The 13,129-nt window shown below is 70.8% G+C and carries 14 protein-coding genes and 1 pseudogene; 5 read left to right on the forward strand and 10 right to left on the reverse strand.

Features of this window, described 5'->3' with window-relative positions:
* Nucleotides 1-117 precede the first annotated feature (117 nt).
* Nucleotides 118-570, forward strand: a complete 453-nt coding sequence (locus EER30_RS24920) for a hypothetical protein (RefSeq protein ID WP_127503010.1) — start codon at nt 118-120, stop codon at nt 568-570.
* Nucleotides 571-697: 127 nt separating this feature from the next.
* Here the strand turns inward: EER30_RS24920 and EER30_RS24925 are convergent, their stop codons facing one another.
* Both EER30_RS24925 and EER30_RS24930 read right to left on the reverse strand, forming a co-directional pair.
* Nucleotides 698-3,439 (reverse strand): ATP-binding protein, encoded by a 2,742-nt coding sequence (locus EER30_RS24925; RefSeq protein ID WP_240670278.1) that lies wholly within the window; start codon nt 3,437-3,439, stop codon nt 698-700.
* Entirely contained in the window at nt 3,406-3,609 is a 204-nt protein-coding gene (locus EER30_RS24930; protein WP_127503011.1) for a hypothetical protein, read from the reverse strand. The genes EER30_RS24925 and EER30_RS24930 overlap by 34 nt, the downstream gene beginning before the upstream one ends.
* Before the next feature lie 176 nt (nt 3,610-3,785).
* Here EER30_RS24930 and EER30_RS24935 point away from each other — a divergent pair, with 176 nt between their 5' ends.
* Nucleotides 3,786-4,412, forward strand: a complete 627-nt coding sequence (locus EER30_RS24935; protein WP_127503012.1) for a ribonuclease FAU-1 family protein — start codon at nt 3,786-3,788, stop codon at nt 4,410-4,412.
* On the opposite strand, the gene EER30_RS24940 is transcribed toward EER30_RS24935, so the two are convergent.
* From EER30_RS24940 to EER30_RS24965, 6 genes are read right to left on the reverse strand one after another with little or no spacing between them, the layout of a single operon-like run.
* The gene (locus tag EER30_RS24940; RefSeq protein WP_127503013.1) at nt 4,397-5,359 is read right to left on the reverse strand and encodes a class I mannose-6-phosphate isomerase; all 963 of its coding nucleotides are present in this window, start codon (nt 5,357-5,359) and stop codon (nt 4,397-4,399) included. The genes EER30_RS24935 and EER30_RS24940 overlap by 16 nt on opposite strands.
* Nucleotides 5,359-6,123, reverse strand: a complete 765-nt coding sequence (locus EER30_RS24945; protein WP_127503014.1) for an SDR family NAD(P)-dependent oxidoreductase — start codon at nt 6,121-6,123, stop codon at nt 5,359-5,361. The genes EER30_RS24940 and EER30_RS24945 overlap by 1 nt, the downstream gene beginning before the upstream one ends.
* On the reverse strand, nt 6,120-6,770 hold the full coding sequence (locus EER30_RS24950; RefSeq protein WP_127503015.1) for a nucleoside/nucleotide kinase family protein: 651 nt from the start codon (nt 6,768-6,770) through the stop codon (nt 6,120-6,122). The genes EER30_RS24945 and EER30_RS24950 overlap by 4 nt, the downstream gene beginning before the upstream one ends.
* Nucleotides 6,771-6,799: 29 nt before the next feature.
* Entirely contained in the window at nt 6,800-7,585 is a 786-nt protein-coding gene (locus EER30_RS24955) for an ATP-binding cassette domain-containing protein (RefSeq protein ID WP_127503016.1), read from the reverse strand.
* Nucleotides 7,582-8,595, reverse strand: a complete 1,014-nt coding sequence (locus EER30_RS24960; protein WP_127503017.1) for an ABC transporter permease — start codon at nt 8,593-8,595, stop codon at nt 7,582-7,584. Before EER30_RS24960 ends, EER30_RS24955 begins: the two co-directional genes overlap by 4 nt.
* Nucleotides 8,592-9,662 (reverse strand): substrate-binding domain-containing protein, encoded by a 1,071-nt coding sequence (locus EER30_RS24965; protein WP_205650401.1) that lies wholly within the window; start codon nt 9,660-9,662, stop codon nt 8,592-8,594. The genes EER30_RS24960 and EER30_RS24965 overlap by 4 nt, the downstream gene beginning before the upstream one ends.
* A 176-nt stretch (nt 9,663-9,838) precedes the next feature.
* Between EER30_RS24965 and EER30_RS24970 the strand changes: the two genes are divergently transcribed.
* The 3 genes and pseudogenes from EER30_RS24970 to EER30_RS48015 all read left to right on the forward strand — a co-directional run bounded on the left by EER30_RS24970 (nt 9,839) and on the right by EER30_RS48015 (nt 11,866).
* Entirely contained in the window at nt 9,839-11,032 is a 1,194-nt protein-coding gene (locus EER30_RS24970) for an ROK family transcriptional regulator (protein WP_127503019.1), read from the forward strand.
* A gap of 26 nt (nt 11,033-11,058) precedes the next feature.
* Nucleotides 11,059-11,175: pseudogene (locus EER30_RS50005) on the forward strand (glycosyltransferase); the annotation flags it as partial.
* 352 nt (nt 11,176-11,527) lie between these two features.
* Entirely contained in the window at nt 11,528-11,866 is a 339-nt protein-coding gene (locus tag EER30_RS48015; RefSeq protein WP_205650402.1) for a glycosyltransferase, read from the forward strand.
* Between the two features lie 207 nt (nt 11,867-12,073).
* Here EER30_RS48015 and EER30_RS24980 read toward each other — a convergent pair whose 3' ends face one another.
* Both EER30_RS24980 and EER30_RS24985 read right to left on the reverse strand, forming a co-directional pair.
* Nucleotides 12,074-12,514, reverse strand: a complete 441-nt coding sequence (locus tag EER30_RS24980) for a DUF4259 domain-containing protein (RefSeq protein ID WP_127503020.1) — start codon at nt 12,512-12,514, stop codon at nt 12,074-12,076.
* Between the two features lie 305 nt (nt 12,515-12,819).
* A complete protein-coding gene (locus EER30_RS24985; RefSeq protein ID WP_127503021.1) occupies nt 12,820-13,119 on the reverse strand; it encodes a hypothetical protein in 300 nt (99 codons plus the stop codon).
* Nucleotides 13,120-13,129: the final 10 nt, after the last annotated feature.

Here is a 13,129-nt window from a genome sequence, read left to right on the forward strand (position 1 = left end):
GACTGCTATACGTGGCGACAGACACACTTTCAGCGATGCTTGACCGGATGGCCGAGGATGGGACTACTGCCGGGCCCGTTCAGCGGGTCCAGCGCCTTGGGGAAGGGACGACGACGCATGATCGGGAGGCGGATCGCCACCCTGGTGGCCACGCTGCTCGCCATTCCCGCCGTGGGCGCCTGCGGCAGCCCGGCCACCGACGCGCGGCGCAGCGAGCGGGCCGCGATCGCCCCGGCCCCCGCCGCCGCGACCTCGGCTGTTCGCGGCTCCACCCGCGCGGTCGCCGCCGCTTCCGTCCGGAATGTCCCGGCCGCCTTCCCGTTGCCGCCCGGCAGCCGGGTGACTGATCTGTCCGACCGGGCATCCGGTGCCTCGTTCACGCTGACCGCGCCCGACCCGCAGACGGTGGTGGACTTCTACCGCCGTCAGCTTCCGCTCGGGGCCTTCACCGTCGTCGCCGACCGGGTCGACCAGGGCGCGACCAGCCTGTCGTTCCGCGACGCCGAGGGCTGGGCCGGCGCGATCTTCGCCACCGCCCGCCGGGTGACCGTCGCCGTCAAGCGCGCCTGACGGCGGGCTGGCCCCGGTTCTCCGAGGGCCTCGCGCTTCCCATACCGCCTGCGCGCCCTGACCGCCGCGCCGCCATACCGCCCGCGCGCCCTGACCCCCGCCGCCATACCGCCTGCACCGCCCGCGGTCAGCGCCTCCCGCCGACCAGCTCGCCCACTTCCGTACGCGAAGAAACGCCCAATTTGCGGAGAATGTTCGACACGTGGACGGCGGCCGTCTTCGGCGAGATGTAGAGGCGGCGGGCAAGCTCGGCGTTGGTCAGCCCTTCGCTGATCAGGAGGGCCACCTCGCGCTCCCGCGGTGTCAGCGCGGCCGAGCCCGTGACGGCTGGCGGCGCGTCGACGGGGGCCAATCCCAACAACGCCCTGACCTGCGCGAGCTGAGCCACCCGCCAGCCGCTCCACTTCTCGAGCAAAGGCGTGGCCGCTTCGACCTGGGCGGCCGCCTCAGCCCGCCGGTCGGCCGCGAGCAGGCAGCGGGCCGCGCCGAGCCGCACGGTGGCCCGGGTCGCCGGCCCCAGAATGCCGGCCTCGGTGATCGACAGATAGCCGGCCAGCGCCTCGGCGTGACGCCCGCGCGCCTCGGCGAGCTGGGCGTCGACCAGGGTGCGATAGGCGTCCCAGACGTCGTGGTCGAGCAGCTTGACGGCCATCTCGTCGAGCCGCGCGACCGGCAGCCCGCCCTCGATCGCGGCCGAGATGAGGTCGTGGGCCTGCTCCCCGCTGCGCCACGGCTGACTCATCAGAGCTTCGAGGAACTCGTCCAGAGCCGCCTCGGCCCGGGGCCGGTCACCGCGGCGGCAGGCCAGGTGGAACACCAGGCCCGGAATTGTCATCGGCGGGAGGTCGGCGACGGCGGCCAGATCCGCGATCACTTCCTCGACCCGGTCGAGCTCGCCGGCTTCCAGCAGGAGCCCGGCCAGGAACGTACCGTGGAAGTCGTTCCAACGACCCCGCCGCAGGAAGCCGCGGTCGCGTTCCCGCCCGGTCTCGAGCGCCGCGATCGCGCCCCGCAGATCACCGGCCAGCGTCGCGACCCGGGCCCGGCCGTTGTAGTAGCTCGCCACCGCGAGCGACTCGAAACCGGCCCGCTCGGCGTCGACCCGCATGCGTTCCAGGGTCTCGGTGTGCTCGGCCGGCGAGGCCGGCGGCTCGCCCTGCACCAGCATGTTGAGGGCACGGGCGGCCAGCACCCACTCCCCCGCCTTCTCGGCGTCGTCGACCAGGGCGGACAGGATCTCCCGCCCCTCGGCGGCGGTCTGCGGGCGTTCGGCGTACGTGGATCCCTTCTCGAGCAGGGCGTGCAGGCGGATCGACGGCAGGTCGAACTCGTCGGCCAGGGCCAGCGCCCGATCGCACCAGAGCAGGGCGGTGTCGAACTCGTCGCGCAGGTAGCACGACTGCGCGATCGCGGTCATCGCCCGCGCCTGGTCGGCGCCGGGTGGCAGCTGCGCGATCAGGGTCTCGATGTGCCGGGTCAGGTTCCGCATCTCGTCGGTCTCGCGCGACTCCCACGCGATGCGGACCAGCAGGTAGAGCGAAGCGGCCCGGTCGGTCGGGTTGGCGGCCAGGTCACGCCAGCGGCGGCCGTAGCGCAGGGCGTCGTCGAGCAGCCCGGCCAGCCACGCGGCTCGGGCCGCCCCGGCGAGCAGGTCGGCGTCGTCGGGCACCTCGTCGAGCCCGGTCTCGGCGAGCTGCAGGGCCTGATAGGCCGAGCCGATGGACAGGTAGAGCGCGGTGCCACGGCGGGCCGCCTCGACCATGTCGTCGTAGCGGCCGGCGCCGCGCGCGTGGTGGGCCACCATCGCCGGGTCGGAGCCGCCGGCCCGCAGCAGCACCTCGAGCGCGGCCTCGTGCAGCCGGCGGCGCTGCCGGCCGAGCAACTGGTCACCGATCGCCTCGCGCACCAGCGCGTGCCGGAACGCGAACTCGTCCTCGCCCGACTCGACCAGCACACCCCGCGTGACCAGGTCGCGCAGCACGGTGATCAGCTCGTCCTCGCCCGCGCCGGTGACGTCGGCGAGCAGGTCGAACGGGATGCGGTGGCCGAGCACGGTGGCCGCCTCGACGATGCGGTGGCTGAGCGGGTCGAGGTCTTCGACCTGGCGGCGCAGCACGTCGGCCAGGCTCCACGGCAGCGGCTGCTCGACGAGTTCCTCGACGCCGTAGCCGGGCAAGGCCCGCAGCAGCTCCTCGAGGAAGAACGGATTACCGCCCGTACGGTGGTGCAGCGCGGTCGCCGCCCGAAGCGGGGCCGGGGCTCCGGTGGCCGCGGCCAGCATGGCCGCGGTCTGCGACGGGGTCAGGCGTTGCAGCCGTACGTGGGTGACAGCGTGCCGTCGTTCCGTGCGCGCGAGCAGGCCCGCGACCGGCTGGCGACGGGTCACCTCGTCGGGCCGGTAGGTGCCGACCAGAAGCCGCGGGCCGTGCTGGTCGGCGATCCGCTCGAACAGGGCCGCGCTCTCGGAGTCGGCCCAGTGCAGGTCTTCGAAGACGATGACCGCCGGGGCGTCGCCGATCAGGTCGGACAGCACGGCCAACCCCGTGTGCAGCCGCTCGACCGGACTGCGGGCCGGGTCGGCCAGCGCGGCCAGCTTTTCCTCGTCGACCCCGGGCCGGCCGTCGATGGCGTCGAGGAGCACCTCGTACGGGCGGGAAAGGGAATTGGGCTCGGCGTGACCGACCAGCACAACAGTGTCGGCCGAGACGGTGGCCAGTAGTTCCTGCACCAGCCGGGTCTTGCCGATGCCGGGTTCCCCCGCGACGATCGCGACCGCCGGTTCACGCGACGAAGCGAGCCGCGCCAGACGGCGCAGCTCGCTCTCCCGCCCGATCATCACCGGGCTGGCACCGCCACGGAGGGGTCGCACGACGCCAGGGTACCGGCGGGCTGTCCGCGCACCACCGAGGCTTTCCGTGCCTTACGTCCCCACCGCGCCTCGCGCGCCCGGGCCAGCAGCCGCGACTGCTCAGCCTCGGCGATCATCTCCCGCTGCCGCTCGTACGCGAGGTTCAGCATCAGATCCGAGTGCACCAACATTTTCTGCCTCCCAGGCCGTTTCTTCGATGACTCAATCTTCGGCCGTGGGAGACGCCGTCACATCGGGAGCGCTTACCTATCTTCGCAGGTCAGGGCGATCTAGGAGGTGCCTAGGGAGGGCCTAGGTATACCTACGAGGGCATCGTCCAGTGGTGATCGATTGCTATCGTCCGGGCATGTCGTTCGAGTCCGGTCAGATCGTGTTGCGCAGGTACGTCCGAGGCTCGCACTACACATTCGTCAAGCCGATGCGGGTGGTCCGCGACGACGAAGCCGGGCTGCTGCTGTGGATGCCGGTCGGCACCGAGTTCGCCGACCTGGTCGACACGGACGGCCGCACGCTGCACGACGTGCCGTTCGGCGAACTGCGCGACCCTCGTCTGACCCGGCACATCTGGCGGGAGCACGACATTCTGGTGCTGATGCCGCCCGGCGCGGCCCACTCGATCTGGTGGTTCTTCAAGCAGGGCGCGTTTGTCGGCTGGTACGTCAACCTCGAGACGCCGGCCGCCCCGCACGAGGAGGGCGCCGACACATCCGACCAGGTGCTGGACGTCTGGATCGAACCGGACGGCCGGTGGGAGTGGAAGGACGAGGACGAGCTCGAATCCCGCATCGGACAGCCGCTCTACTTCGACCGGGCCGGGGCCGCCGCGATCCGCGCCGAGGGGGAACGCCTGATCAAGCTGGCCGAGGCGGGCGCGTTCCCCTTCGACGGGACCCATGTCGACTTCCGGCCCGACCCGGCGTGGTCACCGCTGGGCCTGCCGGCCGGGTGGGACCGGCCCTACGCCCCGGGGTAGCAGCGCACGGCGGCCAGCTCGCCTCGCAGGGTAAGCGGGCCGGCGGCGTACGGGATCAGCCAGATCTGGCCGTCGGTGACGTCAACGGGGCCCAGGGTGCCGTGGCCGGAGACGATGATGACGATCGCGAAACGGGCGTCGAGGATGAGGCCTCCCGGGCCGGGGATCAGCTGTTCGGCACGGAAGAACGGGTCGGCGGCCGGGGGCAGCAGCGAAGTCACGCCGGGCGTGGTGTCGAGCGGGTGGCCGGTCACCGTCGGCGGCGAGAGCGCGGAGCGGTCCACCGTGCTGAGGGCCAGCGCCTGGTCGAGGCCGAGGAAGACGTCGCGGGCCACGATGGGGAAGCCGGTCCACTCGAGCATGATCGAGAAGTCGGTCATCTCCTGCAGCTCGACGACCAGAATGCCGGCGCCGATCGCGTGCGGCACGCCGGCCGGGCAGAGCAGCACGTCGCCCGCCGCGACCGGGACGAGGTTGCAGGCGCCGAGCATCGCCTCGACGTCCTGCGTGGACACCCAACCGGCCAGCTCGTCCTCGGCGACGTCCCGCGAGAAACCCAGGTGCACCGCGGCCCCCGGGTCGGCCCGCAGAACGAGCCAGGCCTCGGTTTTCCCGTACGGGCTGGCGAGGTGCTCCCTGGCGAAGGAGCGCGACGGGTGGACGTGCAACGGCAGGCGCTGGCCGGCGTCGAGCAGTTTGACCAGCAGCGACGGGTCGACGCCGCCGAGCCAGGCGGTCGGGTCGGCGGCGACGCGGTCCCGCAGCAGGGTTCCGTCGGGCAGGTGGGTCAGGCCGCGCGGGGCCATGCCCGTACGGGGTGTGGTCGAGGCGATCCAGTCCTCGGGGTCGGTCGGTGGCACGGCCGGATCGCCGCGGAAGGCCGCGATCCGGCCGTCGCCGGCGTAGAAGGAGGGAAGGGTGTTCGGGGCGAGCAGGATCGGTCCCATCACCACAGTGTGTAGCCACCATCGACGACGAGCACGGAACCGGTGACGAACGATGACGCGTCGGCGGCCAGATAGAGCGCCGACGGGGCGATCTCCGACGCCTGGGCGTACCGCTGCATCGGAACCTCGTCGATCCAGTAGTGCCGCCATTTCGGGTCGTCGATGTCGGAGATCTCGGTCTTCGTGTAGCCGGGCGCGATCGCGTTGACCCGTACGCCCTGGGGTGCCCACTCGGCGGCCAGCGACTTGGTCAGGTGGTGCACGCCCGCTTTCGAGACCGCGTACGGGGCGTGCCACTGCGGCCGGTTGATGATCATGCCGGACATCGAGCCGACGTTGACGATCGAACCGGTACGGCGACCCACCATCTGCTCACCGACGACCTGGCTGGCCTTCCACACCGCGTCGAGGTTGGTCGACATGACCCGGTCCCAGCCGTCGTCGTCGAGGGTCAGCGACTCGCCGTGGATGCCGACGCCGGCGTTGTTGACGAGCACGTCGATCGGTCCGAGCTCGGCCGTGACCGTCTCGCGCATGGCGACCAGCGCCGCCCGATCGGTCACGTCGGTGCTTACGGCGAGCGCCGGGCCGATCTTCGACAGCTCGGCGACGGCCTCGTCGTTGCGTTCGGCGTCGCGGGCCGCGACCACCACCGAGGCGCCGGCTTCGGCCAGGGCGATCGCGATCGCCTTCCCGATCCCCCGGTTCCCACCGGTGACCACGGCGACCTTGCCGTCGAGCCGGAACAGATCGAGGACAGTCACGCTGGCTCCTTCTCGGTGGTGAGTTGCAGTACGCGATGGGCGCGCGGCCTGGTCGAGGCGATGAGTTCGGCGTTGCGCTGGTCCGAGCCGTACGACCGTTCGTGGGCCTCCTGCGGGCTGCGGCCGAACCGCATGTGGCGGGCGATGAGGCGTTCCATGCGCACGTCCTCGCCGGGTTCGACGTACCAGATCTGGTCGATCAGGCCGATCGTGGCGCCCCAGCGTTCGTCGTCGACGAGCAGATAGTTGCCCTCGGTGACGATCAGCGGGACGTCGCGGTGCACCGGGACGACGCAGGTGATCGACTCCTCGATGGAGCGGTCGAATTCCGCGGCGTAGACGATCTCGTCCTCCTGGGGCCGCAGCCGGCGTAGTAACGCCTGATAGCCGGCCGCATCGAAGGTATCGGCGGCGCCTTTGCGGTCGTGGCGGCCGAGGCGGTGCAGTTCGGCGTTGGACAGGTGGAAGCTGTCCAGGCCGACCAGCACCGCCCGGCCGCCGAGCGCCTCGGTGATCTGCCGGGCCAGGGTCGACTTCCCCGCTCCCGGCGCCCCCGTGATCCCGAGGACCCGCCGACGTCCGTCAGCCACCAGCTCGCGGGCCGCCGCCACCAGCGCCGCGAGATCAACCCGCTCAGCGGAATCCACGCGGCTCCCCCGGCCGGCCGCTGCGGCGCTCACGCGGTTCCCCCGTCGGTCTGCAGGGACTCGGGTGACTTGGCTCCGGTCATGACGGCCACCGCCTCCTCCATCGTGGTGTGTGCCGGCTCGACCACGGCGATGCGCCGCCCGAGCCGGTGGATGTGGATGCGGTCGGCGACCTGGAACACGTTGGGCATGTTGTGGCTGATCAGCACGACCGGAAGGCCGTTCTCGCGGACCCGTTCGATCAGCTTGAGCACCTGGTTGGTCTCGCGGACGCCGAGCGCCGCCGTAGGCTCGTCCATGATGACGACGCTGGTCGCCCAGGCCGCGACCCGCGCGACCGCGACCGCCTGCCGCTGACCACCCGACAGGGTCTCGACCTTCTGCCTGATCGACTGCACTCTGATGCCGAGATCGGCCATCTGGCGGGCGGAACCATGCCTCATCGACGCCTTATCCAGCTTCCGGAAGACGCTCCCGAGGATGCCCTTACGTCGTTGTTCACGCCCAAGGTAGAGGTTCTGCGTGATATCAAGGGCGGGCGCTACGCCCAACTCCTGATAAACGGTCTCGATCCCGGCCCGCCTTGCGTCGAGCGGACTACGGAACTGCACCTCCTGCCCGTTCACCGAGATGCTGCCCGTGTCGGGAATGACCGCGCCGGTCAACGCCTTGATGAGCGTCGACTTGCCGGCCCCGTTGTCCCCGATGACCGCGAGGATCTCGCCCGGCCGCAGGTCGAAGTGGCAGTCGTCCATCGCCACCACGTGGCCGTACCGTTTCGTCAGCCCGCGGGCCTCGAGTACATGCTCGGTCATCGCGTTTGCCTCGTTCGGACGAAGTGGTCGACGGCTACGGCGATCACGACCAGGACGCCCGTCGCCACCTGCTGGTAGAGGGAGTCGATGCCGGCCTGGGTCAATCCGTTGGCCAACACGGTCACGATCAGGGCGCCGATGAAGGTGCCGACCACCCCGCCGCGGCCGCCGAACAGGCTGGTTCCGCCGATCACGACTGCGGTGATGCTGTCGAGGTTGGCGGTGGCGTAGCCGCTCGGGTCGGCCGTAGGGGTGCGGCCCAGCGCCTGCCAGGCCGCGAACGCGTAGACCACGGCCGCGGTCAGATAGACGCTGAGCAGCACCCGCTTCACCTTGATGCCGGTCAGCGCGGCGGCGACGCGGTTGTCGCCGACCGCGTAGACGTGCGAGCCCCACGCGGTCTGGGTGAGCGCGTAGCCGAGCACCGCGGTCAGTCCGATCCACAGCAGAACCCCGTACGTGATGGTCACCCCGCCGACCGTCAGCCCCCGATTGAGCACGGTCAGCAGGTCGGAGTTGATCGGATAGGACTGCGAGTCGGTGTAGAGGCGCGCCACGGCCGACAGCACCGAGAGCATGCCCAGCGTGACGATGAAGGGCGGCAGGGAGAAGCGCGCGATGAGTACGCCGTTCAGCCCGCCCATCACGACGCAGACGAGCACGCCCGCGGCCAGCGCGAGCAGCGCGTTGCCGTCGGTGGCCAGGTTCCCGATCACGACCGAGGCGAGCACCATGATCGCGCCGTTGGCCAGGTCGATGCCGGCGGTCAGGATGATCAGGGTCTGGCCCAGGGCGAGGGTGCCGACCACCACCGACTGGGTGGCGATCAGCGAAAGGTTGCCGGCGTTGAGGAAGGTGCTGGTGGTCAGCCCGAAGATGATGATCGCGAGGACCAGCGCGGCGAGCGGGCCGGCCACCTGATTGCCCAGCAGGGCGCGGACGCCGCCGCCGCGGTCCTCCTCCTGTTCGAGGAGGGCCGCGTCGATCTCGCGCGGAGGGGCACTCGTCACTTCTCGCCCCAGCAGTTCTGCAGGCCCCACTCCGACGTCTGCGACTCGAGCCCGGCGACCGGCTTGTCGGTGATGAGGACCGTGCCCGAGTCGGTCAGGCCGGACTGCGGTTTGGTGCCGCCGGAGATGAACGCTTCGGCCGCTGCGACCGCCATCTCGCCCATCTTGCTGGGGAACTGCATCGCGGTCGCGCCGATGATGCCGTCCTTGACGTCCTGAACGCCCGAGCATGCGCCGTCGACCGACACCGTGGTCGCCTTGCCGTCGAGGCCCTTGGCCTTCAGAGCCGTGTACGCCCCGGCGGCGACGGGCTCGTTGATCGTGTAGACGGTGTTGATGTCGGGATGCGCGGAAAGCAGGTTCTCCATCGCGGCCTGACCGGTCTCGATGGTGCCCTTGGTCAGCGCCGCCCCGGCGATCTGCGGGTCGCCGTCCTTGATGCCGAAGCCTTCGAGGAAGCCGTTGTGCCGTCCGCCGGCCGGGCCGTCGGAGAGGTCGAAGTCGAGCATCGCGATGCGCGGGTTCGCCGGGACCGACGCCTTGGCCCACTGGCCGATCAGCCGCCCGGCGGCCGTGTTGTCAGTCGCGAAAGTGGCGTCGGCGGCGTCGATCGGGGTCAGGGTCGCGTTCACCGTGACCACGAGGATGCCCTTGTCGCGGGCCTGCTTCACCACGGGGACCAGCGCGGTCGGGTTGGCCGGGTCGAGCACGATCGCCTTCACGCCCCGGTTGATCATGTTTTCGATCGCGGTCACCTGGGTGGCCGAGTCGCCGGGAACCTTCGCCTCGGCCTTCATGACCTTCCAGCCCTTGGCCGTCGCGGCCGCCTCGGTCGCTTTTTGCAGAGTGCCGAAGAACGGATTGGAGAGGTTCAGCTCGACGATCCCGATCGTCACGTCGTCGGCCCCGGCGACCGAGGCGGGGCTGTCGTCGTCGCTGCTGCACGCGGCGGCTGCGGCGACCAGGCTCAACGCCAGCCCGGAGGCGGCGATATGGCGAACCGTGCGACTGGCGTTCATATGTTCCTCCAGGGAATCCGTCGTGAGCTGGACGTAAGTCCGTCGCATTACGCCTCATCGTGAGTTTGGTTACGTCGACTGTCAAGCATCAAGTTAAGACTTATGCGTTGCTGTCGACATAAGTGCTGTGGTTGACTGGCGCCGTCGTCCGCCCCGCCGATCGCCTACCATCGCTTCGCCCCGCCGGGTTTCCGGCATCGCATCCGGCCTCGCTTTGGAGAACCATGACCGCACCCGCGCACGCCGAGGACGGCCCCGGTCGCGTCCTTGAGCTGATCCTCACCGGCTCGGCGCGCACCCGGACGGAAATAGCCCAGCTCACCGGCCTCTCCAGGTCGACCGTCGGGCAGCGGCTGGACTCCCTGTTCGACGCGATGCTCGTCCGCGAGGGCGCCGAGAACGTGGCCGGGCGCGGTCGGCCCTCCCGCGCGCTCGAGCTCAACCCGACCGCCGGGTTGCTCATCGCGATCGATGTGGGCGAGGAACGTACGCGGATCGCCGCTCTTGACCTGAGCATGGCGATCCTCGGCGACCGGGTCGCGAAACTGGCGGTCGGCGACGGTCCCGAGGTGCTGCTCGACCGGATCACCTCGATGCTGCGCGAGCTGATCGCCCAGCTCGACCTCGGCCACCGGCCGATCGCCGGTCTCGGACTGGGCCTGCCCGCCCCGGTCGACTACGAGGCGGGCCAGGTGCGGGGCTGGTCGGTCATGTCCGGCTGGGAGGGCTACGACATCCGCGGCCACCTGCGCCGCAGCTGGCCCGTCCCGATCCTCATCGACAACGACGTCAACCTGCTCACCCTGGCCGAGCACAGGCGACACTGGGCCGACCAACGACACCTGTTCTTCGTCAAAGCCGGGACGGGCGTCGGCAGCGGCATGGTCATCGACGGCTCGATCAACCGCGGCGCCCAAGGCGCGGCCGGCGACATCGGACACGCCCACGTGGCCGGCTTCGGCGACCCGCAGTGCCGGTGCGGCAACGTGGGCTGCCTGGAATCACTGGCCGGCGGCTGGGCGCTGGCCCGCGACCTGCACGAGGGCCACGACGCCCGAGACGTGGCCGAACGCATTCGCCGGGGCGACTCGGCCGCCGTGACCGCCCTGCGCAACGCGGGCCGTGTCATGGGCGAATCGGTCGCGTACGCCACCAGCCTGCTCAACCCCGACGTCATCGTCCTCGGTGGACTCCTGGCCACCACGGGCGACGACCTGCTGGCCGGCATCCGCCAGGTCGTCTACCAACGCTCCCTGCCCCTGGCCACGCGCCAGCTGCGCATCGTCCCGACGAAGTTCAAGGCCCGCGCGGGCATCGCCGGCGCGGGTTACCTGGTACGCGACCACGTGCTGCACCCGGCTGCCCTCGACGCCCGCCTGGCCGTCGGCGAGTCCCCCTTCGCCGACATCGTCGCCTGACCGGTCCGGCACTACTGTCGGGACACGTGCGGGTTCTGATCGTCACGGCCGGCTCGCGCGGTGATGTCGCGCCGTTCACGGGGCTGGGGCAACGGCTGCGGCAGGCGGGGCATGAGGTGGCGCTGGCGGCCCACGACCGTTTCGCCGGGCTCGTACGCGACGCCGGGCTGGAACACCGGGCTCTGCCGGGCGATCCGGTCGAGCTGGTGCGGGCCCGCACTGCCGCGCCCTCCCCGGAAGCTGCCCACGAGGTCTTCGCCCAGTTCCTCGACGAGCTCGGCGACGGCGTCGTGGCCGCAGCCGAGGCCGGCACCGATGTCCTGCTCACCGCGTTCGGCCCGGCGCCGCTGAGCCGGGCCGTCGCGACGGCGGCCGGCAGTCCGAGCGCCGGCGTCTACCTGGCGCCGGGCGTCCCGACCCGCGAGTTTCCGCTGCCGGGTCAACCGGCCGGGGCCGAGGGTCACGAGGTGCTCGCCCGCGCCGAGGCGCTCTACGTTGTTCCCGCGGACCGCGGCCGTGGTGCATCACGCCGGCGCCGGCACCACCGCGGCCGGCCTGCGCGCGGGCGTCCCCGCCGTCCCGGTGCCCGTCCCGGTCGACCAGCCCTTCTGGGCCGACCGCCTGCACCGCCTCGGCGTCTCCCCCGCCCCGCTGCCGATGTCCGAGCTGACCGCCGACACGCTCGCCGATGCCTTGCGCACGTGCCTGGACCAACCGTCCTATCACGACAATGCGGTGTTCCTGGCCCGCCGTGTCCGCGCCGAGGACGGATCCGCCGCCGTGCTCGAAATCCTCCGGCGATTCGAGCACCCATCCTGCGGGCGGCCTTCCTAGCGGTCAGACATCACCGATCATGGTGCGAAGCTCTTCCTGTAGCTCACGAGTCGACGGATACGGCCGATCCGTGGCTGGCGCTGGCCGTCGGGGCCGGAGCCGGAGCGGTCGCGGGTTTCGCCGGGAGCGTGCTCGCCGATCTGTTTCCTGGTATCCGGTCACGGCCCGTCAGCTCCGGTGATGGACGCTCCTACGACAGGCCACGCATCAGGACGCGTCACCGCCGGCGAGGAACTCCGTCAGGACCTGAGCGGCCGCCCGCGCCGACTGCGCGGCCAAGCCATCTGGCTCGTCGTCGACCCAGGTGTCGTACCAATGGTTGCCAGGCTCGAACATCTTCCGCAGGGCGGTCAGCGCCGCGGACGCCAAAGCGCGATCGACGTCGGCGAGGACCGAGCCGGCGGCATGCTCCCGGTCCTCTTCGTCGCCCAGACGGCTCAACCCGTGGGGGACGCTCATCGCCACCAACGTTGCCGCAGCGATGACGTCGTCGGGAAAGACGTCGACGTCCTCCATGCCGATGAGCGCTCCATCCACGAGTATCTGCTTCAGATAGGGCGCCCTCTCCCGCTCTGCCAACTCGGCGACCTCTTCGAGGAGCTCGTCTGCAGCATCGTTGTCAAAGGGACCAGGCCCCCACGTTCCCATAGCCGGACCTCGACTCGCGCTATTTGCGATCCTCTTACCGATGGTCGAGGTCGTCGTAGCTGCTGACCAGGGTCACCCCACCCGGCGGGCGCTACTCGATCGACCGCCCGCCCGCCCCGGTCATAGACCGTCGTGAAGGTGCGGTCGGAGAGGTCGGGGTTGGCTGCCGTGGCCGGCTGAACCTCGCCGATGACGTTGTCCAGGGCGGCGTAGCTGAAGGTGGTCGTCGTGGTCCGGCTGTCGGTGGACGCGATGACGTTGTCGTCGTACGTCGTCACCCCACCGCCGCCCGAGCACGTCTCGGTCTACGGCGCGGTCGCCCGCAAGCCCTGACCGGGCGCGACCCGGTTGAGCGGGGCGAGCCGCACACTCCAGGTGCGGGCCGTCCCGACGACCGAGATCGCCCGGTGCAGCAGGTCACAGCCCAGGTCGGGGCTGCCCTCGGCGAAGCCGCGGTTGACGATGGCCACAGCCTTCTCGTGGTCGCCGGAGTTGAGGGCGTCCTCGAGCGCGGCGGCCAGCACGGTGGCAAGCGCGCTGTTGAAGCTGTCGGCGCTTTTCTCCCGAAGGGTCTTGCCCACGCGTGGGGCAGACACGTACGTCATGGCGCGCTCC

Source organism: Actinoplanes solisilvae (assembly GCF_003999975.1).
Lineage (GTDB): Bacteria > Actinomycetota > Actinomycetes > Mycobacteriales > Micromonosporaceae > Actinoplanes > Actinoplanes solisilvae.